Raw genomic sequence first — 21,974 nt, forward strand, 5'->3', positions numbered from 1 at the left:
TGATGTCTGTAGTTGTCGGGGCTTGCGAATCTCTACCCCTCGTGAGCGCCCGCGAGACCGGGAAGGGTCACGCTCAGTCCTCCGGCTCGTATCCGAGGTTCGGGCTGAGCCACTGCTCGGCCTCGGCGAGGGTCCAGCCCTTGCGGCCGGCGTACTCCTCGACCTGGTCGCGACCGAGGCGCCCGACGACGAAGTACTGCGACTCCGGGTGCGCGAGGTACCACCCCGACACGCTGGCGCCCGGCAGCATCGCCATCGACTCGGTGAGCTCGATGCCGGTGTTCGCCTCGGCGTCCAGCAGCTCCCACAGGGCCTGCTTCTCCGTGTGGTCCGGGCACGCGGGATAGCCGGGCGCGGGCCGGATGCCGTGGTAGCGCTCGGCGATGAGGGCGTCGTTGTCCAGGTCCTCGTCCGGCTCGGCGCCCCACAGCTCGGTGCGCACCCGCTGGTGCATCCGCTCGGCGAACGCCTCGGCGAGCCGGTCGGCCAGCGACTCCAGCAGGATCGCGGAGTAGTCGTCGAGCTCCTCCTTGAAGGCCGCGATCCGGTCCGCGACGCCGTGCCCGGCGGTCACCGCGAACCCGCCGATGTGGTCGGCGAGCCCGGTCTGCTTCGGAGCGACGAAGTCCGAGAGTGCCTTGTTGGGTACGCCGTCGCGGTGCTGGCCCTGCTGCCGCAGGTGGTGCAGCGTGGTGAGCACGGTGTCCCGCCCGGCGTCGGTGTAGAGCTCGATGTCGTCCCCGACCGCGTTCGCCGGCCAGAAGCCCACCGCGCCGCGGGGGCGCAGCCAGCCCTCCTCGACGATCCGGTCGAGCATCTCCTGGGCGTCGTCGTAGAGCCTCCGCGCCGCCTCTCCGCTCGCCGGGTTGGACAGGATGTCGGGGAAGGAGCCCTTCATCTCCCAGGCGTTGAAGAACGGCTGCCAGTCGATGAACTCGCGCAGCTCGGCGACGTCGTACTCCTCGAAGACGGTCACGCCGGGCTTGGCGGGCGCGACGGGCAGGTGGCCCTCCCAGTCGACCGAGGGCGCGTTGGCGCGCGCCTGCTCCAGGGTCACCAGCGGCCGGTCGCGCTTGGCCGCGTGCCGCTTGCGCAGCGCGTCGAAGTCCTCCTGGACCGAGGCCAGCAGTCGCTCCCGGCCGGTGGCGCTGAGGAGCTGGCTGGAGACCGGCACCGACCGGGAGGCGTCCTTCACCCACACCACGGGGCCGTCGTACTGCTGGTCGATCTTGACCGCAGTGTGGGCGCGGGAGGTGGTGGCGCCGCCGATGAGCAGCGGGATGTCGAACTCCTGACGCTGCATCTCCCCCGCGACCCGGACCATCTCGTCCAGGCTCGGGGTGATCAGCCCGGAGAGGCCGATGATGTCGGCGCCGACCTCGCGGGCGGTGTCCAGGATCTTCTGCGCCGGGACCATCACGCCGAGGTCGATCACCTCATAGTTGTTGCACTGCAGCACCACGCCGACGATGTTCTTCCCGATGTCGTGCACGTCGCCCTTCACCGTCGCGGTGACGATGGTGCCGTTGGTGCCCTTCTGGTTCGCCAGCTCGGGGTTGGTGCGCTTCTCCTCCTCGATGTAGGGGATGAGGTGCGCCACCGCCTTCTTCATCACCCGGGCGGACTTCACCACCTGCGGGAGGAACATCTTCCCGGAGCCGAAGAGGTCGCCGACGACGTCCATCCCGTCCATCAGCGGGCCCTCGATCACCTCGATCGGGCGTCCGCCCGCGGCGTCGATCTCCTGCCGCAGCTCCTCGGTGTCGTCGATGACGTGGGTGTCGATCCCCTTGACCAGCGCGTGCGTGACCCGCTCGCGCACCGGCAGCTCGCGCCAGGCCTCGGCCTCCTCGTCGGTCTCGTCGGCGGCCCGGTTGAACGACTCGGCGATCTCCAGCAGGCGCTCGGCGGCATCGGGGCGCCGGTTGAGGACGACGTCCTCGATGCGCTCCCGCAGCTCGGGGTCGACCTCGTCGTAGACCGCGAGCGCGCCCGCGTTGACGATGCCCATGTCCAGGCCGGCGTCGATCGCGTGGAAGAGGAAGACCGCGTGGATCGCCTCGCGCACCGGGTTGTTCCCGCGGAAGGAGAAGGACACGTTGGAGATCCCGCCGGAGACCCGGGCGCCGGGCAGGTTCTCCTTGATCCACCGGGTGGCCTCGATGAAGTCGGTGCCGTAGGCCGCGTGCTCCTCGATGCCGGTGGCCAGGGCGAACACGTTCGGGTCGAAGATGATGTCGTCGGGCGCGAAGCCGATCTCGTCGACCAGGATGCGGTAGGCCCGCTCGCAGATGGAGGTACGGCGCTGCAGCGAGTCCGCCTGCCCGTCCTCGTCGAAGGCCATGACGACCGCGGCCGCGCCGTGCCGGCGAACCAGCCGGGCCTGCTCGCGGAAGGCGTCCTCCCCCTCCTTGAGCGAGATCGAGTTGACGATCGCCTTGCCCTGGACGCACTTCAGCCCCGCCTCGATCACCTCCCACTTCGAGGAGTCGACCATCACCGGGACCCGGCTGATGTCGGGCTCGGAGGCGACCAGCTTGAGGAAGCGGTCCATCGCCGCGACCCCGTCGATCATCCCCTCGTCCATGTTGACGTCGATCACCTGCGCGCCGTTCTCCACCTGTTGCGCGGCGACGGTGAGCGCGGTGTCGTAGTCGCCGTCCTTGATCAGCCGGCGGAAGCGTGCGGAGCCGGTGATGTTGGTCCGCTCCCCCACGTTGACGAACAGGCTGTCCGCGGTGACGTTGAACGGCTCCAGGCCCGACAGCCGCAGCGCCGACTCCGGCTCCGCGAGGTCGCGGGGTGCGGTGCCCTCGACCGCGTCCCGGATCGCTGCGATGTGCTCGGCGGTGGTGCCGCAGCAGCCGCCGACGATGTTGAGCAGCCCGGAGTCGGCGAACTCGCCGAGCACGCCGGCCATGTGCTCCGGGGTCTCGTCGTACTCCCCGAACGCGTTGGGCAGCCCGGCGTTGGGGTGTGCGGAGACGGCGCAGTCGGCCAGCCGGGCGAGCTCGGCGACGTAGGGGCGCAGGTCCTCCGCGCCGAGCGCGCAGTTGAGGCCGATGGCCAGCGGCTGCACGTGCCGCACCGAGTTCCAGAACGCCTCGGTGACCTGCCCCGAGAGGGTTCGCCCGGACGCGTCGGTGATCGTCCCGGAGACGATCACCGGCCAGCGCCGGCCGCGCTCCTCGAAGAGCGTCTCCAGGGCGAAGATGCACGCCTTGGCGTTGAGGGTGTCGAAGATCGTCTCGATCAGCAGCAGGTCCGCGCCGCCCTCGACCAGGCCGGTGGCCGCCTCGTGGTAGGTCGCGACCAGGTCGTCGAAGCCCACGTTGCGGAAGCCCGGGTCGTTGACGTCCGGGCTGATCGAGGCGGTCCGGTTCGTCGGGCCCAGCGACCCGGCGACCCAGCGCGGCCGCTCGGGCGTCGCGAGCTCGTCCGCCGCCTCCCGGGCCAGTCGGGCGCCGGCGCGGTTGAGCTCCCGGCAGAGGTCCTGCAGGCCATAGTCGGCCTGCGCGATCGAGGTCGCGGTGAACGTGTTGGTGCACACGATGTCCGCGCCCGCCTCGAGGTAGGCGCGGTGGATGTCGCGGATCAGCTCGGGCTGGGTGAGGGAGAGCAGGTCGGAGTCGCCCTGGACGTCGAAGGGCCAGTCCGCGAACCGCTCGCCCCGGTAGTCCTGCTCGGTGAGGCCGTGCCCCTGGATCATCGTCCCCATCGCACCGTCGAGCACCAGGATGCGCTCGGACATGGCGCTGCGCAGCGCCTCGGTGGCGTCGGGGCGGATCAGATCCGGCACGAAGGCTCCTCCCGGTCGAGCGGCGTGGCCTGGGCCGCGCCGGCGCACGTGCTCCTCAGCGTACGGACGCCGTCCGAGTCGTGGACGGCCTTCCCAGATCGTGACACTCGCCGCGGCGTCCGGCGAAATCCCGGCGCGCGAGTAGGCTGGTGAGGTGATCGAGATCGACGATGTCCCCGACCTGGTGGACCCCGTGGTCATCGCGGCCTTCGAGGGCTGGAACGACGCGGCCGAGTCGGCCTCCGCGGTCGTCGACCACCTGATGGAGGCGTGGAGCGCACGGGTGGTGGGCGCCATCGACCCGGAGGAGTTCTACGACTTCCAGGTCAACCGGCCGCACGTCGGGACCGACCTCAACGGGCACCGCCGCCTGACCTGGCCCTCGACCCAGATCGCCGTGGCGTCGCCGCCGGAGCTCGACCGCGACGTCATCCTCATCCGCGGGATCGAGCCGAACATGCGCTGGCGCCAGTTCTGCGCCGAGCTGCTCGCCGCCTGCGGCGAGCTCGGGGCCGAGATGGTCGTGACCCTGGGGGCGCTGCTGGCCGACACGCCGCACACCCGGCCCATCCCGATCACCGGGAGCGCGACCGAGCCGGACCTGCAGGACCGGATGAAGTTCGACCAGTCCACCTACGAGGGGCCGACCGGGATCGTGGGCGTCTTCCAGGACGCCTGCGTGCGGCTGGACTTCCCCGCGGTGTCCTACTGGGCCGCCGTTCCGCACTACGTCGCCCAGCCCCCCTGCCCGAAGGCCACCCTCGCCCTGGTCGGGGCGCTGGAGACGCTCTTCGAGACCGGGCTGCCGCTCGGCGACCTGCCGGAGGACGCCAAGGCGTGGGAGCGCGGCGTCGACGAGCTCGCCGAGGAGGACGAGGAGATCGCGGAGTACATCCACTCCCTGGAGGAGACCCGCGACACCGCCGAGCTCCCCGAGGCCTCCGGCGAGGCGATCGCCCGGGAGTTCGAGCGGTTCCTCAAGCGCAACCGCGGCGACGACGCCTGACGGGGCCGCCCGCCTACCCTCCGCCGCGGGGTCCGGACGTTGTGGTGCGGGTGCTGCCACATCCCACGGCCGGTGGAGCGCAGGTTGTGGTGCGGGTGCTGCCACATCCGCCCGAGGACCACCGGGGTTCTGGTAGGTCGCGCACCACAACGCCGTCTCCGAGCACCCCGGGTTGTGAGAGGTGACCCGCCAGAACCCCTGGGGCAAATGGTCGCGCCGCCACCAGCGAGGCCGGTGAGGAAGCGAGCGAGGAGGAGTACGCCGGCCGGCGCGGTCCGCTCAGACGCGGAGGCCGAGCGCGGCGTCCGCGAGGTCGGCGACCAGCGCGGGCGCCGCGGGGTCGAGCGCATCCGAGGAGTCCGCGGAATCCGCGGAGGCGGCAGAGGCGGCCGCCCACGCGTCGATCGCGGCGAGCGCGCGGGGCGCGTCCAAGTCGTCGGCGAGCGCGCCGAGCACCTCCTCGGTGACGGGGCCGGCCGGAGCTCCGGCCGGCGCGGAGAAGGCCGAGCGCCACCGGGTGAGCGTCGCGACCGCGTCGTCGAGCTCGGCGTCGGTCCACTCCCAGTCGTCGCGGTAGTGGTGGCGCAGCAGCGCCAGCCGGATCGCCATCGGGTCGGTCCCGGCCTCGCGCAGCCGGGAGACGAAGACCAGGTTGCCGCGCGACTTCGACATCTTCTCGCCGTCGTAGCCGACCATCCCGGCGTGCGTGTACACCTTGGCGAAGCGGGACCCGGGGTGGGCCAGCTGCCCCTCGCCCGCGCTCATCTCGTGGTGCGGGAACACCAGGTCGCTCCCGCCGCCCTGCACGTCGAAGTCCATGCCGAGGTGCTCCAGCGCGATCGCGGCGCACTCCACGTGCCAGCCCGGGCGGCCGGGACCCAGAGGACTGTCCCACGACGGCTCGCCCTCGCGCCTCCCCCGCCAGACCACGGCGTCCAGCGGGTCGCGCTTGCCGGCCCGGTCGGGGTCTCCCCCGCGCTCGGGATAGACCTCGAGCATCTCCTCGCGGCTCCAGCCGGACACCTCGCCGAACGCGGGGTCGGCGTCGACGGCGTGGTAGAGGTCGTCCTCGAGGCGGTAGACGGCGCCGGCCTTCTCCATCCGCTGGACCAGGTCCACCACGAGCGGGATCGCCTCGACCGCGCCGATGTAGTTCTCGGGCGGCAGGACCCGCAGCGCGACCATGTCCTCGCGGAACAGCTCGGTCTGCTGCTCGGCCAGCTCGCGCCAGTCCACACCGGTCGCCTCGGCCCGCTCCAGCAGCGGGTCGTCGACGTCGGTGACGTTCTGGACGTAGTGCACCTCGTGGCCGGCGTTGCGCCAGGCCCGGTTGAGCAGGTCGAAGGCCAGATAGGTCGCCGCGTGCCCGAGGTGGGTGGCGTCGTAGGGCGTGATCCCGCAGACGTAGAGCCGCGCGGGGCCCTCGGGCCGGGTCGGGACGACCTCACGGGTCCGGGTGTCGTGCAGCCGGACCTCGGGCCCCGGGACCGGCAACGACGGGACCTCGGGTGCGCGCCACGACTCCATGAGGGCGAGCATACGAGGGAGTACGCCGCCGCCGGGCGGCCGGTCAGCCGGTCAGAACGGCGGCCACGGGATGCTCGGCCAGCTCCCGCCGGGCGACGGGAAGGCACCCACCGAGAGCAGGTCCTCGCAGCGCTGGAAGAGCGCGTCGACCTCGATCACCGCCAGCAGCTCCTCCAGGCGGTCGGTGAGGGCCCGGTCCTCCAGGATCCGGCGTACGCCGTCCAGCTCGGGCCCGCTGAGCGGCTCGCTCAGCCACCCCCACAGCACCGTGCGCAGCTTGGGGTCGACGTGGAAGGCGACGCCGTGGTCCACGCCGTACCGGTGCCCGTCGGGCATCGCGAGGACGTGGCCGCCCTTGCGGTCGGCGTTGTTGATGACGATGTCGAAGACCGCCATCCGGCGCAGCGCCTCGGAGTCCTCGTGCACCAGGGAGACGGGCTGCTCGTGCTCGTCCAGGCCGTCGAAGACGTCGAGCCACCCGGCCGGGACCATGCCGGCTCGCACCACGTCCACCGCCGTGGAGGTCTCGTCCACGTCGTGCCAGCGCTGCACCATGCCGGGGCCGTGCGGCCCGTCGCGCAGGACCGTCTCCGGGACGATGCCCCAGCCGGTCGCCTCGGAGACGAGGTACGCCGCGCGCTCACGGTGGGCGAGGGTGCCGTCGGGGAAGTCCCACAGCGGGCGCTCCCCGCGGATCGGCTTGTAGACGACCCGCACGCCGTCGACCTCGGCCAGGAACGTCGCGTTGGAGGCCGGCATGATCCGGCCCTGCAGCGTCAGCTCGCCCTCCGGGAGCGTCATCGGCCGATCAGGGTTCCCGGCGCTTGAAGCCGTTGGCCCGCACGCACAGGTGTCCCTCGGGGTCCATCGGCTCGCCGCAGAACGGGCAGTCGGGTCGCCCGGCCTCGATCACCCGCTCGGCGCGCTGGACGAACGCCCGGGCCGCGCCGGGGCTGAGCTTGACCAGGAAGATCTCCTCCGGCTCTGGCTCCTCCAGGTCCTCCCCGACCTGGTCGGGTGCCACCACGGCCGCCTCGCTGAAGGGGTAGACCTCCACGACCACGCGCCGCGCCTCGGGGTCCCAGGACAGCGTCATCGTGCCGGCGCGGAACTCCTCCTCGATCGGCTGCTCGAGGGGCTCGTCGTCGGTCAGCTCGAGCGGGGCCACGGCCGGGACGACCACGCCGCCGCCCGAGGACTGGCTCTGCATCACCTCGTCCAGCATCTCGTCGAGCCGCTCGGCCAGCACCTGCACCTGCTGCTTCTCCAGGGACACGCTGACCACGCGGGCGCCCTCCCGTGCCTGCAGGAAGAACGTCCGCTGGCCCGGCGGGCCGACGGTGCCGGCGACGAAGCGCTCGGGAGGATCGAAGCCGTGGATCAAGGGCATGAGGACACCTTAGGCACCCGCCGAAGAGCCGGGTCCCGCGCCACCGCCGACGACCGCGTCGTCGGACCGCTTCCGTCGCCGCGAGCGCTTCGGCGGGACCAGCCAGCCGAGGTCGCCGTCGTGGGTGTTCGTGGCCAGGACGGCCGGGCGGGAGGCGCCGTACCGCACGACGGAGATGGAGGCGGGGTCGACGTTGAGCCGCTGGAAGAGGTCCAGGTGCATGCCCAGCGCGTCGGCCAGGATGCTCTTGATCACGTCGCCGTGGCTGACCGCGACCCAGACGGCGTCCGGCCCGTGGGCGGCCTCGATGTCGCGGTCCCAGCGGCGCACCGCCTCGACCGCGCGGGCCTGCATGTGCGTCAGCGTCTCCCCGCCGGGGAAGCCGGCCGCCGACGGCTGCTGCTGGACCACCTTCCACAGTTTCTCCCGGGCCAGGGTGCTCAGCCTGCCGCCCTGCCACTCGCCGTAGTCGCACTCGTTGAGCCCGTTGTCGCGCTCGATGGCGGGGCGGCCCTCCCCCGCCTTCGCGATCGCCTGGGCGGTCTGGCGGCATCGCTGGAGCGGGCTGGAGACGATCGCGACCAGCGGCACGGCCGCGAGCCGCTCACCGCTGCGGGCCGCCTGCTTCCGGCCGGTCTCGTCCAGGGACACCCCCGGGCTGCGGCCGGCGAGGATCCCGCTGGCGTTGGCCGTGGTGCGTCCGTGCCGCACCAGCACCAGAGTCGACATGCGTGCCACCGTAGCCCTCGCCGGTTAGCCTGCGCGGATGATCGTCGACAGTGCCGTCTACCGCGACGGGGTCCGGGTGCCGGTGGACTGCGCCCCCACGGACGCCAACGCGCTGCGCCAGGCCGCGGAGTCCGGGGACTTCGTCTGGATGGGCCTCTACCAGCCGACCCAGGAGGAGCTGGAGGACGTCTCGGTGGCCTTCGCGCTGCATCCGCTCGCGGTCGAGGACGCCGTGAACGCCCACCAGCGGCCGAAGCTCGACGTCTACGACGACAGCCTGTTCCTCACCCTGAAGACGCTCTGGTACGTCGATGAGCAGGACGCCGTCGAGACCGGCGAGATCAACATGTTCGTCGGCCACGACTTCGTCATCACCGTCCGGCACGGCGAGGGGGCCGAGCTGGCGTCGGCGCGCACCTGGCTGGAGTCGAACAAGGACGTCCTGGAGCACGGGCCCTCGGCGGTGGTGTACGCCGTCTCCGACCGGGTCGTGGACGGCTACGAGGCGGTGGGGAAGGCGCTGGAGGAGGACGTGGACGAGGTGGAGAGCTCGGTCTTCTCTCCCGAGCGCACCAACGACTCGGCGCGGATCTACGTGCTCAAGCGGGAGCTGGCCGAGATGCGTCGCGCGGTGCTGCCGCTGCGCGAGCCGATGCGCCGCTTCGCGACCGGCGACGTCCCGGTGATCGACCCGGAGTCCGAGCCCTACTTCCGCGACGTGCTGGACCACCTCTCCCGCGCGGCGGAGAGCATCGACACCCTGGAGGGCCTGCTCTCCTCCGCGTTCGACGCCCACCTGGCCCAGATCCAGGTGCAGCAGAACGAGGACATGCGCAAGATCTCCGCCGGCGCCGCGCTGGTCGTCGTACCGACCCTGATCGCCGGCATCTACGGGATGAACTTCGAGCACATGCCCGAGCTCGGGTGGACCTTCGGCTACGCCTACGCGCTGCTGCTGATGCTCGGCACGTCCCTGGGGCTGCTCTGGCTGTTCAAGAAGTCCGGCTGGCTGTGAGGTTCAGGCGCTGAGCACGCCGGTGGCCAGGAGCACCAGGGTCGCCGTACCCAACAGCACCCGGTAGATCACGAACGGGGTGTAGGAGCGGGTGGAGACGTAGCGCAGCAGCCAGGCGATGGCGGCGTACCCCACGACGAAGGAGACGACGGTGGCCAGGATCGTCGGGCCCCAGCCGAAGTCGTTGTGCCCGTTGGGGATCTCCTTGAGCTCGAAGAGCCCGGCGCCGATGACGGCCGGGATCGCCAGGAGGAAGGCGTAGCGGGTGGCCGTCTCGCGCTCGTAGCCGAGGAAGCGGCCCATCGAGATGGTCGCGCCGGAGCGGGACACACCGGGGATGAGGGCGCAGGCCTGGGCGAGCCCCATGAGCACCGCGTCGCGGATGCCGAGCTGCTTGAGGGTCTTGCTGGTCGACCCGACCCGGTCGGCGATGCCGAGCACGACGCCCAGCACGATCAGCGTGGTGCCGATGATCCACAGGTTGCGGAAGTCCTGCTCGATCACGTCCTTGAAGATCACGCCCAGGACCACGATCGGCAGCGAGCCGATGATGATGTACCAGCCCATCCGCGCGTCGAGATGGCCGCGGAGCTCGGGCCGGAACAGCGACCGGACCCAGGCCGAGCCGATCCGCCAGATGTCCTTGCGGAAGTAGATGAGGACCGCGAGCTCGGTGCCGATCTGGATGACCGCGGTGAAGGCGGCGCCCGGGTCGCCCCAGCCGAAGAGCTCGGGGAAGATCCGCAGGTGAGCGCTGCTGGAGATGGGGAGGAACTCCGTGAGGCCCTGGAGGAGTCCGAGGAAGGCGGCCTTGAGCAGGTCGATCACGGCGGCGAGCCTACAAGCGGTACGGCGAGCCTCGAGGATCGCCTTGCCGGGCGCCGGATAACCTGCCTCCCATGCAGGTGCGCAGGCTGGGCCGCTCGGGGCTCGAGGTCTCCCGACTGGGTCTGGGCACGCTCACCTGGGGTCACAGCACCGACGAGCACGAGGCGCGCGAGCTGCTGGTGTCGTTCGTCGATGCGGGCGGGACGCTGCTGGACACCTCGGCCAGCTATGGCGACGGCGCCTCGGAGTCCCTGCTCGGCTCGCTGATCGGCGACACGGTGCGGCGCGACGAGGTGGTGCTGGCGACCAAGGCCGGCATCGACCGCAGCGGCTCGGGCCGGCGTACCGACACCTCGCGCGGCTTCCTCCTCGACACCCTCGATGCCTCCCTGGGCCGGCTCGGGACCGACCACGTGGACCTGTGGCAGGTGCACGTGTGGGACGACCGCACCCCGATCGAGGAGACGCTCTCGGCGCTGGACATCGCCGTCGCCTCCGGGCGGGCCCGCTATGCCGGGATCTCCAACTACGCCGGCTGGCAGACCGCGCAGGCCGCGACCTGGCAGGTCGCCGCGCCGGGCCGCACGCCCCTGGTCTCGACCCAGGTCGAGTACTCCCTGCTCAACCGTGAGGTCGAGCACGAGGTGATCCCCGCAGCCGAGGCACTCGGGCTCGGGGTGCTGCCCTGGTCGCCGCTGGGGCGCGGCGTGCTGACCGGGAAGTATCGCCACGGCACTCCTGCGGACTCGCGCGCGGCGAGCCAGGCGTTCGCCCGCTACGTCGGGGAGTACCTCGGCGACGAGGAGGAGGGCATCGTCGAGGCGGTCGCCCGCGCGGCCGACGGGCTGGGCTGGACGCCGGCCGAGGTCGCGCTCGCCTGGGTACGCGACCGGCCCGGGGTCACCGCCCCGATCATCGGCCCGCGCACCGCGGCGCAGCTCGAGCAGATCCTCCCGGTGGAGGACAAGACACTCCCGGCTCAGCTGGTGGCCGCGCTGGACGACGTGAGCGCGGGAGAGCCGGCATGAGCCCGCGGGTGGATCGCCGTGCTCCGCGACCGGGCGTGGAGTGGGAGTTCCAGCAGGTCACCTACTCCCGGGACTTCTCCCGCAACGTGGTGACCCGCCTGCTGGTGGACCGCGCCGAGCACGGCGGCTGGGTCCTCGACCGGGTCCGGATCACCCCCGACGGCACCCGCAAGGTGGTGCTCAAGCGGAAGATCATCCGCCAGCGCCGGCTCGGCGAGATCCCGATCCTGTAGCCCTACAGCTCGCCGAGGAAGCGGTCCATCACCTTCGCGCCGAACTCCAGGGAGTCGGTCGGGACGCGCTCGTCCACGCCGTGGAAGAGGGCGGTGAAGTCCAGGTCCTCGGGCAGTCGCAGCGGTGCGAAGCCGTAGCTGCGCATCCCGAGCTTGCGGAAGTGCTTGGCGTCGGTGCCGCCGCTCATCAGGTACGGCGCGACCAGGGCGTCCTCGTCCTCGGCGAGGAGCGAGCGGGTCATCGCGGCGACCAGGTCGCCGTCGTACGGCGTCTCCCAGGGCTGCTGGTGGGAGAGGAACTCCCACTCGATCTCGGGACCGCAGAGCTCGCGCATGGTGGCGAAGAACTCGTCCTCGAAGCCGGGGAGGAACCGGCCGTCCACGTGGGCGGTCGCCTCGGTCGGGATCACGTTGACCTTGTAGCCCGCGTCGAGCTGGGTGGGGTTGGCGGTGTTGCGGATGACCGCGCCGAGCATCCGCGCGCCGCTGCCGAACTCCTCGATCAGGTCGGCGGCGTTCTCCGGGGTCGCCTCGACGCCGGCGAGCTCGCCGACGGTGGCCAGGAGGACCTCCATGGTCGGGGTGAGCCGGATCGGCCACTCGTGCGCGCCGATCCGCGCGACGGCTCCCGCCAGCTCGGTGACCGCGTTCTCCCCGTTGATCATCGAGCCGTGGCCGGCCCGGCCGCGCGCGGTGAGCTTCATCCAGGCCATGCCCTTCTCGGCGGCCTCGATCAGGTAGATACGGCGCCCGTTCACGGTCGCGCTGAAGCCGCCCACCTCGCCGACGGCCTCGGTGCAGTCGGCCAGCCAGTCCGGGTGCTGCTCGACCAGCACCTGCGCGCCGTGATGGCCGCCCGCCTCCTCGTCGGCGGTGAAGGCCAGCACCACCGGCCGGTCCGGCAGCACCCCGGCGCGGGTGCGCGCCCGGATGACCGAGAGCAGCATCGCGTCGAAGTCCTTCATGTCCACCGCGCCCCGGCCCCAGACGTAGCCGTCCTGGACCTCCCCGGAGAACGGATGCACCTGCCAGTCCTCGGCCGCGGCGGGCACCACGTCGAGGTGCCCGTGCAGCAGGATCGGCGGCTTGCCGGAGCTCTCGTCGCCCCAGCGCGCGAGGAGCGACGTACGCCCCGGGGTCCCTTCGACCAGCGTCGAGTCGATGCCGACCTCGTCGAGCAGGGTCGCCACGTGCTCGGCGGCCTTGCGCTCCCCCGGCCCCTCCTGGTCGCCGTAGTTGGAGGTGTCGATCCTGATCAGGTCCCGGCACAGGTCCACGACCTCGGCCGAGGGGTCGTACGGCGGCGCAACCGGGACGTCGGAGGAGTCAGCCATGCAACCAGTCAAACACGGTGCGTGAGGGGCCGTCCCGATGCAGGTTCCGGGGTCCGGTTTTGCTACAGTTCACGACGCACTCGTCCGGGTGGCGGAATAGGCAGACGCGCTAGCTTGAGGTGCTAGTCCCCGTATTAGGGGGTGGGGGTTCAAGTCCCCCCTCGGACACCATCGCGGCCCCGGGTTTCTGCAGGTCAGAGGCTCGGGGCTTCGTCATGACCCCTCCGATTCGGGGCTCGTGATACCCGTTTGATACTTCGAGGATTACGACTCGTCTCCCAGGAGCGCTCGCTCGACGTCATCGAGGTTCAGCCCGTACCCCGACTGGTAACCGTGGGCTGCCAGACCGCCGGTCGCGATGTGGACGAGCTGATAGGTGCCGTAGTCCAGGGCGCGGGGGTCCCGTCGCCTGGATCGCTCTAGTCGGAGGCCCTGGCGGTCGGCCATGCGGCGGAGCCGATTCTCTCGGACCTTGTCATGACGGCTGCCATTCTCCTCCGGGGTGCCTCGGGGGGTGTCGCTCATGCGGGCCGCTGCTTGCTTCTTAGCTCCATTGGTCATGCTGGAAAGCATACCCAAATCTATGCCAGAAGCAATGCCCTAAGGTGTGCCGCAGGCGCCCAACTGTGCGAAGCGACGACAGGGACCGCTCGCTCGATGGTCGCAGGCGCATCACGCGCCGCCCTTCACGATCGCCGCGAACCGTGCCGCGGCCTCGGCCTGGCGGCCCGGCATCACGTGCTCGTAGATCTCGTGAGTGATCGCCACGCTCGCGTGACCGAGTCGCTCCGAGACGACCTTCACCTGCTCTCCTGCCGCCAGCAGGAGCGAGGCGTGCGTGTGCCGGAGGTCGTGGAGGTGGATCCGCGGCGGCGGTTCCCCCTCGACCTTCCGCCGGCACTGGTCGAGCTTCTCCACGAACCGCGCCGAGAACCGCTCCGGATGCAGGTGCTCGCCCTCGAGCGTGCCGAAGATCAACGCGTCGTGTCGCGCCAGTTGCAGCGCCAACTCACCACGCTCGACCCGCCATGCCTTCAGCAGAGCGACCGTGTCGGGATCGAGATCGATCACCCGCGGCCGCGAGCTCTTCGTCGGGCCCTCCAAGACCTGGGACGGCTGACCCTTCACCTTCACCACCCCGACCGACCGACGTACCGCCAGCCGGCCAGCGTCCATGTTGAGGTCGCGCCAGCGGAGCGCGAGAAGCTCACCGCGCCGCATCCCCGTGAAGGCGAGCACGTGGTAGGCCGTCGCGTGGGCAGCCCCGCTCTCGCGGCACCAGGTCAGGAACGTGGAGAGCTGGGGACCTGACCAGGGGTGGATCTCGGGCGACTTCGCTGCCCGGGCCGCCGGAGGCTTGGCCTTGTCGGCGGGGTTGCTGGCGATGATGCCCTGGTCGACGGCGTCACGCAGCGCGGCCTTGAGGATCGTGTGGATGTAGCGCACGGTCCTGGCCGACAGGCCGGCGCCGCTCTGGTGGTCGCGCCGGCCGCTACGTTCCAGATCGCGGTACAGGGTCGAGATCCTGGCCCCGGTCAGGTGCTGGAGCTGGATCTGGCCGAGCACCGGCGCGATGTGGATCCTGACATTTTTGGCGTACGAGGCGCGGGTCGACGGGGCGAGCTGCAACCCGGCCAGCCACTCGTCGAGCCACGCGCCGAGAGTGACCTTGCTCGGGGCCACGTGTTCGCCGCGGTCGACCTTGGCGAGCTCGTCGCGGAGGTACTTCGCGGCGGCGGCGCGGGTGGCGTGCCCGCGCTTGAGGAGCACCTTCCGGGTGCCGTCGGGCTGGCGCACGGAGTACTTCGTCAGGTAGCGGGTGCCGGCGTTGGTCTCGTAGGCGGAGATCCCGCCCTCCCCCGCCTGACGGCGACGCGGCTTGGTCATGCTTCCTCCTCTCGTGGGAGGAGGCCGCGATCGCGGCACGCCTCTCGCCACCTGTAGGCCGTGGTTCTGGAGACATTCACGCGGCGCGCCGTCCTCGACATCGAGCCGTGTTCGCCCCGATCTAGCTCCTCCAGATACGCCTTAGCGAAAGCTCGCAGGTCTTCCAGACTCGGAGCCTGGCCCCGCGTGGCGCGAAGGTCGTTCGGCTCTGCGTCAGCCACCCGGGCGGCGAAGTCCTGCACGCGACCCCACTCCCAGACGAGGTCGTGCCAGACGTCGGCGCGGTACTTGAACTTGACTCCGTCGGTCGCAGGCTCTGCGGGGAACTGCGCCGCCAGTTCAGCGCGCACCTGCTTCTCGATCTCACCGGTACGGACCGTGCGCAGCGTCGACGCCGACACCTTCAGTCCGTAGTCGATGTGCAGCCCGATCACGTGGAGCGCGGATCCGACACGTCCAATCTTCACGTCGACCGGTTGATCCAGCGACTCTCCGGAGACGGAGCACCAGGCATCGCCCAGCGGGTGGTTGGGACTCAGGTCTACCTGCAGCCGGGGCCGCGGCTGCCGCCGCATCCGTGCTGGCCTCCCTGCTGCGACCCACTCATCGAACGCGTCGAGCTCGCCGGCCGACGCTTCGTCTGCGTCCATCCCGCCTGCGAACTCGCGAAAGAGAGCCACCGGGTCCTGAACGCCGTCTGCCCGCAGGCGGCTCGCAGTGGAGCGCCAGCGGACGTCCAACGGATCTTCAACCACACCCGCAATGTAGCGGTCATGTAGTGCGTATGCAACAGGTGAGCGTAACTGTCCAGTGGGACGCGTGACGAAGGACGGATCTTCTCCCCGAAGTGCTCGCCCGACCGCGCTACGCGGATGTTCGCTGACTGCAGCACGAAATCCCAGGAGGACACCGTGAGCGACCTGATCGCCGACGTTCGAGCAGCACGAAGGCTCCCCAGCCACAACATGGCCAGGGCGATCCGCGAGAACGCCTCGGTTACGCAGCAGCAACTCGCCGACGCGGTCGGGGTTCACAGAGTCACGCTCGCACGATGGGAGGCGGGGACCACTCTCCCGCGAGGCAAGCTGCGGGCCAGGTACGCCCGGTTGCTCGCGGAACTCCAGCGGGAGCTGGCCGCATGACCACCCAGATGCCCGATCCAATGCCGCTATTCCTGCGGGTCGCCCAGGTCGCCGAGCTCCTCGAGGTCGACCCACGGACAGTACGACGCGCGATCGACGAGAACGACCTCCCCGCCGTCCGCGTCGCACAGACCATCCGCATCCCCACCGGCGAGTTCCTCGCCTGGGCCCACCTGACCCCCGACAGCAGCGAGGCCGGACCCGCCAGTCCGGCCACCGCCTCACCGCTGCGCCCCTCCGACCAACCCGAAGGAGCACACCACGATGGTGACCCCGACACCACAGCCACCGCAAGCAACGCCCTCCGCGTCGTCTCCGGCGACTGACGCCACCCAGACTCCCGGCCCGCCGTCAGCCTCGACCCCTTCCGGCGGGCCGGGACCCCGTCCCCAGGTGCGCATCCCCGACGCGCTCGCCGTCCGCGGCCCCACCGTGCACGTGGTCCGGTGGCCACGCCGAGACGGCCGCTCGGTCTACTCCCGGTTCTACTTCCGCAAGGCCTCCGCCCTCGCGAAAGCCGGCCGACTCGCCGGCGACGGCGTGCCCGTCCGCGTGTTCACGACCAACGTCACCTGGCGGGAGGTCGAACTCTGATGGCCAGCCCCTCCAGAACCCGGCGGCGGCAGACGCTCCGTCAGCTGCTGCGCTGCCCGGACTGCCGCAGCTCCAGCCGCCTCGGCGCCGCACCCACGGGTGCCGAGCTCTACGCGCAGATCAGGCACGACCCGACCTGTCCCTGGTGGCTGCGGCACTCCGCCGGCGGGCGCCACCCCAGGGTTCGCGTCCGCGCCGTAGCCGTCCTCACCGACGTGGAGTGCCCGTGAGCAACCGTCGCCGTCCCTCCTCCCGGCGCGCCCGACCGACCAGGCACCACGAGCGCCCCCAGCCAGCCACCGTGGCGAGCGCGGTCCAGCGGTGGCTTCGCGAAGCAGACCATCACGGCCCCGGGGACGCCGGCCCGGTCGGCCTCGACCTGATGGCGAAGTTCGTCGACGCGATCAACAGCGACGTCACACCGTGCACGCACGTCGAGCTCGCCGGCGACGGCGACGTCAGCAGCGTCCTCGGCCAAGCCGACGGGATCGCGTTCTGGGTCGCCGCCCACCCCACGGGAGTCCGCTGCTGGGCATGCACCCTCGCGCTCGGCCGACCGACAGTGTGCGACCACTGCCACCGCCCGGCCGTCCTACGCGACCGCCCCATGGCCCTCGGACCCCGGCTGGTCATGCTGGCCCGGCTCTGCCCCGGCTGCAGTCGCGGATGGGGTCGGCAGGACGGAGGCGCTCCGTGACCCGACGAATTCCTCTCGCCTCGGCCACGCCGGCCGACTTTGCTTTCAGGGTGCTGCGTGACGTGTGGCTCGACGCCGACGCTGCCTACTGGCTCCGCCGCGCCGCAGCGTTCGAAGCGGCCGCCCCACGACCCGGCGACCACCCCGGCCGCGCAACCCCGCAGCAGATCGAGGAAGCACGCCGCCGCTGCCAGGAGACCGCGGCCGCCTGCCGGGCACGCGCCAGCCTCACCGCCGCTAGCGACCAGGTGTTCGTCGACACCCTCGCCGCCGTCGCCCTGTCCCCCGACCGACTCCTCGAACCCGCCGAAGGAGCCGCCGCAGCATGACGCCACCCGTCGAGATCAGCCCCGACTTCGGTCACGACCACGAGCTGCACGCAGTCACCCCCACCGACGACGACCTCGCCGAACACGACGCCGCCTTCGAGCGAGAGAACGACGCCGCGGCCTACTTCGCCAAGGAAGTGGCCAGCGAGGTAATGCGTCAACGCGTCCGCGAAGAAGCCCGCCGCCGCCTCGCCGCCGAAGAACGTGCCACCGCCAGCCGGCCGCGCCCGATACGACTCGACGACTTCCTCGCACGGACCTTCGACAGCGCCACCTACCGGATCAGTGAACTCTGGCCCACCGGAGGCAGGGTCATGCTCGCCGCCCAATGGAAGGCCGGCAAGACCACCCTCGTCAGCAACGCCATCCGCGCCCTGGTCGACAACGCCACGTTCCTCGGCCGCTTCGACACCACCCCCGGCGCCCGCGTGTGCCTCATCGACAACGAGCTCGACCCCCGATTCCTCCACCAATGGCTCAGCGACCAGGGCATCACCAACACCCGCGACGTCAGCGTCATCACACTCCGCGGCCGTGTCGCCACCTTCGACATCCTCGACCCCGACACCCGCACCGAGTGGGCCCGCGAGCTCGCCGGGCACGACGTGATCATCCTCGACTGCCTCCGCCCCGTCCTCGACGCACTCAACCTCTCCGAAGACAAGGACGGCGGCCGATTCCTCGTCGCCTTCGACGCCCTCCTCGCCGAAGCCGGAGCCAACGAAGCACTCGTCGTCCACCACATGGGCCACCACGGCGAACGATCCCGCGGCGACTCGCGCCTCCAGGACTGGCCCGACGCCCTCTGGAAACTCGTCCGAGACAAGGACGCCGACGACGACCAACTCGACGACCCCACCGGCTCCCGCTACTTCTCCGCCTTCGGCCGCGACGTGAACGTCACCCAGGCCGAACTCACCTACCAGCCCGACACCCGACACCTCACCCTCGGCGAAGCCGCCCTCACCCGCCGCGAAGCCTCCGCCCGCCGTCGCAGCGAGCAACTCGACCAAGCCGTCATCGATGCCGTCGGAGAACACCCCGGCATCAACAAGACCAAGCTCCGCTACGACGTACGCAACCGCGGCATCGGACGCAACGAAGACATCGACCGCGCCGTAGAACGCACCGTCGAACGAGGCCTCATCACCCGCCGCAAGGTCGGCAACACCTGGCAGCACTACCCCGGCGAGGAACCCCTACCTGCCCAACCTGCCCAACCTGCCCCAGACCCGCCCGGGCATGCGGGCAAGTACATGCCCGCCCGCCCTATAGGGGCGGGCATGAACATGCACACCCCCAACCCCACCGATGGAGACCACCAATGATCGCCCGATCCCAAGCGCCCGCTCCAAGACTCCGAGCTGACGCCGACATGCAGACTCCCCGTGGAGGACCTAACCCCACGCCCTGGACTCGCGGCGCGCAGCCGCACGCCATGGATGCCCACGGGAGGGGGCGGGCTCATGGATGACGAGCGTCGGTGCAGAGCGACGTCGAAGCAGAGCGGCGAACGGTGCAAGCGTGCCGCGATCCCCGGCGGCCGCGTGTGCGTCATGCACGGCGGCGCAACGAGGGCAGCCCGGGCAGCGGCCGAGGCCCGACTCGCGCAGGCAGAGGCGACGCGGATGTTGGAGCTGATCTGGGATCCGGAGGCGGAGCCGGTGACGGACGCGGTGCAGGCGCTGCAACGCCTGGCCGGCCAGCTGCAGCACGCTGCCGATGTGCTGGGAGCGCGCCTTTCCTCGGCGAATCTCGATAGCGCCACCGGCGTCGCGTGGACGCGCGTGGTCCGAGAGCTACGCATGTCACTGGAGGGGGTGCAGAGGCTGGGTCTCGAGGAGAAGCACGTCCAGCTGGAGCACGAGAAGGCGGTGCTGGTGAGCCAAGCGTTCCAGGCGGTCATGGACGCGTTGGCGTTGTCGCCTGCAGACAGGGACCGGGCGATCCGGACCTTTCTTGAGCAACTCCGGACGCCACTTCTGGACCCGGTCGGCAGCCCGCCGGTGCTCATGGCGGAGGGCGACGGATGACGCCGTCCCGGCCCGACCCCCGTGCGGTCGCGCGGCGGCGTGCGTTGGACATCATCGACGTCGCGGGGCGGGCGGGGTCGGCTGGTGCTGCTGAGCAGGCGGTGCGTGGCCGGCTGGACATGTCGTCGCGGGAGGTCCTGGCCGAACAGCTGGAGGCGGTGGTCGTGGAGCTGCTGCATGGGCTGCTCGACCACCGGGAGCGGGTCGAGTTGCTGTATCGGCTAGGGAGCCGGCGGCTGGGTCTGGATCTGGAGCGGCGGCGTTCGGCTCGTGCCGCTGTTCCCGCGTTGCCGCCGCGGCGTCCTGGCCGGCCGATGGGGCCGGCGGGTGGTGGTCCGGATGCGTCGTGAGGGACCCGTTTCGGGGTGGCGGGGTATCACGGCCGGGATCACGGGCCGCGGCGACGGGGTGCGTTGGCGCTGTGACCTGCGGGGATGCAGGTCAGCGGGGGCGGATCAGAAGTCCCCCCTCGCTGCCGGATCAGCCGCCGCCCCCGATCTGCTTGAACCCCTCCTGCACGAGTGCCTTCCCGATCTCCGTGCTCGTGCCGGTCATGAACCCGGTTCCGATCATCTTCGCCCCGGACCGCCAGCGCTTGGCCATCGTGGTGTCGCGGTCACCCTCTGCCCGATCCGCCTGAAGGTGCATCGCGCCGCTGAGTTCGAGGGCGACAGAGCGGACGGTCTCGGCTCCGTACTTGTCGAGGTTCTCAACGAGGAAGCGGGCTCGCTGGATGAGCGCCGCCAGGTAACGCTGAGCGTCCACGGGGATCTTGTCGACGTCGTCTTGGAGGATCTTCTCGGCTTCCTCGAGAACGTCGGCAAGCGACCGGCGCTCGTCTTCGCCGATCACGAGGTGGGGCTGGGCGTCGATCAACAGTCCGAGCGACTTGAGCATGTTCAGCGACGGGGGGTCGCAGGCCACCCTGTTCTTGCTGATCCCGTTGTCCCATGGCGTCTTGGCCATGTAGACGCCTCGGTACCAGTGCGGCAGCGCGTTGCGGAAGATCGTCGTGTCGGTGCCGGTCGCCTCCATCCCGTCGAGGGTCGCATGCAGCTGTTGGACGGCCGCGAGCTCCGCCATGTGGTGACGCCAATGGTTGGAATCGAGCCCCCTGGGATCGAAGCCGTGGACCGTCTGTGGCAAGGTCCCGGAGGGCACCTCGAGCTCCTCAAGCATCTCGGCCACAAGGTGGGCCACGTTCTTGGGCATGTTGTCTCCTCTCGTCGGCGCGCCCCACTTCGGGTGCGGTTGGCTCGGAGACTAGACGCGACCACCGACACTCCCGAGGCAGCGACGTGCTGACGGGCCCGGACGTTGTGGTCGAACGGCTGATCCCGGCAGGCGCGGGGGCCGAGTGGGCGGCGCTGTCGGCGGCGCTGCTGGAGCTGGACGGCGGGCCGGCGTGCCGCCGGGAGCCGGAGGTGTGGTGGGTGACGCGGTCGGCGGCGCTGGAGGCTGCTGCACGTCGGTGCTTCGGGTGTCCGGTGATCCGGGAGTGCGGCGCGTACGCGGTCGCTGCCCGCGAACGAGAGGGCGTGTGGGGCGGGATGACGCCGGCCGAGCGGGACGAAGTGCGGCAGGGGGCGGCGTGAGCGACCGGAGGCCGCTCTTGTCCGCGATGGTGCCGCCGTACGCGGCGCTGGTGCTGGACCGTGAGGTAGGCGAGGCGCTGGTGCGGCGTGCCCGGGACCTGGAGGGGCTGCGCCAGGGGGAGGCGGCGCGACAGCTGAGGGTCGCGGCTGCCCAGTTGCGGGAGGCGGCGCGGCAGTTGCAGGAGGTGCAGGCCCGGGCTGCCGTTGCCGACGACGGCAGTACGGCAGTGCCGTCGGGTGATCGGGGCGCAGACTCGGAGAGTCCTCCTTGGACTGGAGTAACAACCCGGGTGGCCGCCGAGCGGCTGGGCGTGAAGGAGCGGCAGGTGCGCAATCTGATCCGTGACGGCCAGCTCTCGGCGGACCGGGGGCCGGGGAGGGCGTGGCTGGTGGCCGAGGAGTCGCTGGCCGCGGAGATCGAGCGCAGGCGAGGAGTCGACCAGTGATCAAGGGCGATGGCGACCCGTTGGCGGAGGCCTTCGCGGACGCTGGCCTCGGAATGATGAGCTGCCGGGAGGCGGCTCGCCTCGTGCGTTCCACGGGGATGAGCTTCGAGACGGCTGCCGTGCTCGGTCAGAGGCTCGGCGAGAAGTCCGAGGCGACGTCGGAGCGGATTCGAGAGGCCGCAAGCGTCTATCGCGGCCAACGGGATGCGGCGCGTCCGCGGAGCGCGTGGAAGCGGCAAGGCGAGGCGTCGTCGACGCGTCTGCAGGAGCGCGACGTCCCGCGGTCGCCGTGGGGCCGTCCCCTGCAGGAGGGGTGACGTCGTGCGCTGGGTGAGTGGCGATCTGGTGTTGAGGGGGGAGAT

General features: G+C 70.9%; 26 protein-coding genes and 1 tRNA gene. 17 read left to right on the forward strand and 10 right to left on the reverse strand.

Translation table 11 applies throughout. The features are described from left to right. Positions 1-73: 73 nt before the first annotated feature. A complete protein-coding gene (metH, locus tag K8W59_RS08875) occupies positions 74-3,751 on the reverse strand; it encodes a methionine synthase (RefSeq protein ID WP_397195989.1) in 3,678 nt (1,225 codons plus the stop codon). Between the two features lie 202 nt (positions 3,752-3,953). Here metH and K8W59_RS08880 point away from each other — a divergent pair, with 202 nt between their 5' ends. Then, complete coding sequence (locus tag K8W59_RS08880; protein ID WP_223399484.1) at positions 3,954-4,805, forward strand: PAC2 family protein; 852 nt, start codon at positions 3,954-3,956, stop codon at positions 4,803-4,805. 279 nt (positions 4,806-5,084) lie between these two features. Here the strand turns inward: K8W59_RS08880 and mshC are convergent, their stop codons facing one another. From mshC to K8W59_RS08900, 4 genes are read right to left on the reverse strand one after another with little or no spacing between them, the layout of a single operon-like run. Further along, entirely contained in the window at positions 5,085-6,332 is a 1,248-nt protein-coding gene (gene mshC / locus K8W59_RS08885) for a cysteine--1-D-myo-inosityl 2-amino-2-deoxy-alpha-D-glucopyranoside ligase (RefSeq protein WP_223399485.1), read from the reverse strand. Positions 6,333-6,383: 51 nt separating this feature from the next. Continuing rightward, positions 6,384-7,133, reverse strand: a complete 750-nt coding sequence (locus K8W59_RS08890) for an SCO1664 family protein (RefSeq protein ID WP_223399486.1) — start codon at positions 7,131-7,133, stop codon at positions 6,384-6,386. A 7-nt stretch (positions 7,134-7,140) separates the two neighbouring features. Continuing rightward, positions 7,141-7,722, reverse strand: coding sequence for a DUF3090 domain-containing protein (locus tag K8W59_RS08895; protein WP_223399487.1), 582 nt, complete (start codon positions 7,720-7,722; stop codon positions 7,141-7,143). Positions 7,723-7,731: 9 nt separating this feature from the next. Continuing rightward, on the reverse strand, positions 7,732-8,451 hold the full coding sequence (locus K8W59_RS08900; protein ID WP_223399488.1) for a histidine phosphatase family protein: 720 nt from the start codon (positions 8,449-8,451) through the stop codon (positions 7,732-7,734). 37 nt (positions 8,452-8,488) lie between these two features. Between K8W59_RS08900 and corA the strand changes: the two genes are divergently transcribed. After that, the gene (corA, locus tag K8W59_RS08905; RefSeq protein WP_223399489.1) at positions 8,489-9,466 is read left to right on the forward strand and encodes a magnesium/cobalt transporter CorA; all 978 of its coding nucleotides are present in this window, start codon (positions 8,489-8,491) and stop codon (positions 9,464-9,466) included. 3 nt (positions 9,467-9,469) lie between these two features. Here corA and K8W59_RS08910 read toward each other — a convergent pair whose 3' ends face one another. Beyond that, positions 9,470-10,294 carry an undecaprenyl-diphosphate phosphatase gene (locus tag K8W59_RS08910; protein WP_223399490.1) on the reverse strand — a complete coding sequence of 275 codons (825 nt, stop codon included), beginning with the start codon at positions 10,292-10,294 and terminating at the stop codon, positions 9,470-9,472. Between the two features lie 71 nt (positions 10,295-10,365). Here K8W59_RS08910 and K8W59_RS08915 point away from each other — a divergent pair, with 71 nt between their 5' ends. Further along, positions 10,366-11,322, forward strand: a complete 957-nt coding sequence (locus K8W59_RS08915) for an aldo/keto reductase (protein WP_223399491.1) — start codon at positions 10,366-10,368, stop codon at positions 11,320-11,322. Next, positions 11,319-11,555: a DUF5703 family protein gene (locus K8W59_RS08920; protein WP_223399492.1), complete on the forward strand. Its 237-nt coding sequence runs from the start codon at positions 11,319-11,321 to the stop codon at positions 11,553-11,555. The genes K8W59_RS08915 and K8W59_RS08920 overlap by 4 nt, the downstream gene beginning before the upstream one ends. Positions 11,556-11,557: 2 nt before the next feature. On the opposite strand, the gene K8W59_RS08925 is transcribed toward K8W59_RS08920, so the two are convergent. Then, on the reverse strand, positions 11,558-12,889 hold the full coding sequence (locus K8W59_RS08925; protein WP_223399493.1) for a M20/M25/M40 family metallo-hydrolase: 1,332 nt from the start codon (positions 12,887-12,889) through the stop codon (positions 11,558-11,560). An 82-nt stretch (positions 12,890-12,971) separates the two neighbouring features. Here K8W59_RS08925 and K8W59_RS08930 point away from each other — a divergent pair. Next, positions 12,972-13,060, forward strand: a tRNA-Leu gene (locus K8W59_RS08930). Positions 13,061-13,561: 501 nt separating this feature from the next. Here K8W59_RS08930 and K8W59_RS08935 read toward each other — a convergent pair. Beyond that, complete coding sequence (locus K8W59_RS08935; RefSeq protein ID WP_223399494.1) at positions 13,562-14,776, reverse strand: tyrosine-type recombinase/integrase; 1,215 nt, start codon at positions 14,774-14,776, stop codon at positions 13,562-13,564. Continuing rightward, on the reverse strand, positions 14,773-15,531 hold the full coding sequence (locus tag K8W59_RS08940) for a hypothetical protein (RefSeq protein ID WP_223399495.1): 759 nt from the start codon (positions 15,529-15,531) through the stop codon (positions 14,773-14,775). The genes K8W59_RS08935 and K8W59_RS08940 overlap by 4 nt, the downstream gene beginning before the upstream one ends. Before the next feature lie 156 nt (positions 15,532-15,687). On the opposite strand from K8W59_RS08940, the gene K8W59_RS08945 reads away from it, so the two are divergent. From K8W59_RS08945 to K8W59_RS08985, 9 genes are all read left to right on the forward strand, one after another. Next, complete coding sequence (locus K8W59_RS08945) at positions 15,688-15,918, forward strand: helix-turn-helix transcriptional regulator (RefSeq protein WP_223399496.1); 231 nt, start codon at positions 15,688-15,690, stop codon at positions 15,916-15,918. After that, positions 15,915-16,244: a helix-turn-helix domain-containing protein gene (locus K8W59_RS08950; RefSeq protein WP_223399497.1), complete on the forward strand. Its 330-nt coding sequence runs from the start codon at positions 15,915-15,917 to the stop codon at positions 16,242-16,244. Before K8W59_RS08945 ends, K8W59_RS08950 begins: the two co-directional genes overlap by 4 nt. A gap of 67 nt (positions 16,245-16,311) precedes the next feature. Continuing rightward, complete coding sequence (locus K8W59_RS08955; RefSeq protein ID WP_223399498.1) at positions 16,312-16,512, forward strand: hypothetical protein; 201 nt, start codon at positions 16,312-16,314, stop codon at positions 16,510-16,512. Then, entirely contained in the window at positions 16,512-16,742 is a 231-nt protein-coding gene (locus tag K8W59_RS08960; protein WP_223399499.1) for a hypothetical protein, read from the forward strand. The genes K8W59_RS08955 and K8W59_RS08960 overlap by 1 nt, the downstream gene beginning before the upstream one ends. 71 nt (positions 16,743-16,813) lie before the next feature. Continuing rightward, positions 16,814-17,209 carry a hypothetical protein gene (locus K8W59_RS08965; RefSeq protein WP_223399500.1) on the forward strand — a complete coding sequence of 132 codons (396 nt, stop codon included), beginning with the start codon at positions 16,814-16,816 and terminating at the stop codon, positions 17,207-17,209. A gap of 50 nt (positions 17,210-17,259) precedes the next feature. Beyond that, the gene (locus tag K8W59_RS08970) at positions 17,260-17,538 is read left to right on the forward strand and encodes a hypothetical protein (protein WP_223399501.1); all 279 of its coding nucleotides are present in this window, start codon (positions 17,260-17,262) and stop codon (positions 17,536-17,538) included. Then, entirely contained in the window at positions 17,535-18,866 is a 1,332-nt protein-coding gene (locus tag K8W59_RS08975; protein WP_223399502.1) for an AAA family ATPase, read from the forward strand. Before K8W59_RS08970 ends, K8W59_RS08975 begins: the two co-directional genes overlap by 4 nt. Positions 18,867-19,166: 300 nt before the next feature. Beyond that, positions 19,167-19,571: a hypothetical protein gene (locus K8W59_RS08980; RefSeq protein ID WP_223399503.1), complete on the forward strand. Its 405-nt coding sequence runs from the start codon at positions 19,167-19,169 to the stop codon at positions 19,569-19,571. Positions 19,572-19,615: 44 nt separating this feature from the next. Further along, entirely contained in the window at positions 19,616-19,921 is a 306-nt protein-coding gene (locus tag K8W59_RS08985) for a hypothetical protein (RefSeq protein ID WP_223399504.1), read from the forward strand. Between the two features lie 130 nt (positions 19,922-20,051). Here the strand turns inward: K8W59_RS08985 and K8W59_RS08990 are convergent, their stop codons facing one another. Continuing rightward, entirely contained in the window at positions 20,052-20,783 is a 732-nt protein-coding gene (locus K8W59_RS08990; RefSeq protein ID WP_223399505.1) for a hypothetical protein, read from the reverse strand. A gap of 86 nt (positions 20,784-20,869) precedes the next feature. Here K8W59_RS08990 and K8W59_RS08995 point away from each other — a divergent pair, with 86 nt between their 5' ends. From K8W59_RS08995 to K8W59_RS09005, 3 genes are read left to right on the forward strand one after another with little or no spacing between them, the layout of a single operon-like run. Then, the gene (locus tag K8W59_RS08995; protein ID WP_223399506.1) at positions 20,870-21,166 is read left to right on the forward strand and encodes a WhiB family transcriptional regulator; all 297 of its coding nucleotides are present in this window, start codon (positions 20,870-20,872) and stop codon (positions 21,164-21,166) included. Continuing rightward, on the forward strand, positions 21,163-21,612 hold the full coding sequence (locus K8W59_RS09000) for a helix-turn-helix domain-containing protein (RefSeq protein WP_223399507.1): 450 nt from the start codon (positions 21,163-21,165) through the stop codon (positions 21,610-21,612). Before K8W59_RS08995 ends, K8W59_RS09000 begins: the two co-directional genes overlap by 4 nt. Beyond that, positions 21,609-21,929 carry a hypothetical protein gene (locus K8W59_RS09005; RefSeq protein ID WP_223399508.1) on the forward strand — a complete coding sequence of 107 codons (321 nt, stop codon included), beginning with the start codon at positions 21,609-21,611 and terminating at the stop codon, positions 21,927-21,929. The genes K8W59_RS09000 and K8W59_RS09005 overlap by 4 nt, the downstream gene beginning before the upstream one ends. Positions 21,930-21,974: the final 45 nt, after the last annotated feature.

It is taken from the genome of Nocardioides rotundus (genome assembly GCF_019931675.1).
Lineage (GTDB): Bacteria > Actinomycetota > Actinomycetes > Propionibacteriales > Nocardioidaceae > Nocardioides > Nocardioides rotundus.